This window comes from Haloferax sp. Atlit-6N (assembly GCF_003383195.1).
Lineage (GTDB): Archaea > Halobacteriota > Halobacteria > Halobacteriales > Haloferacaceae > Haloferax > Haloferax gibbonsii.
Window position 1 is genome coordinate 1 of record NZ_QEQJ01000435.1, and the last position, 430, is coordinate 430.

Consider the following 430-nt stretch of genomic DNA (forward strand, 5'->3'; position numbering starts at 1 on the left):
TATGCGCGAGTGGAACGCGTCCGCCGAGGTCAGCGACGACCGCATCGTCATCTACAACCGGTCGACCGGCGAGTTCACCTGGGAGTGGTACTTCAAGAACCACGTCCCCGAGAGCACCGACGGCGGTTACAACGACGACTGGTCGCACGTCAACGACGTCGACCCCGTCGGTGAGGACCGCCTGCTGCTCTCGCCGCGGAACTTCGATCAGGCACTCGTCGTCGACATCGAATCCAAAGAGATCGTCGAGCGACTCGGCTCCGACGACGACTACGACGTGATGCGCGAGCAGCACAACCCCGACTGGCTCCTGAGCGAGAACGGCACGCCGACGATCCTCGTCGCCGACAGCGGTAACAACCGGGTCGTCGAGTACGCGAAGGAAGACGGCGAGTGGGTCCGGACCTGGGAGGTCGGCACGGGATCGCTC

Annotated in this window: 1 pseudogene; it reads left to right on the plus strand. The window is 64.4% G+C overall.

Annotated elements, in window-relative coordinates:
• Positions 1 to 430 (plus strand): annotated as a pseudogene (locus tag DEQ92_RS23070) (aryl-sulfate sulfotransferase); the annotation flags it as partial.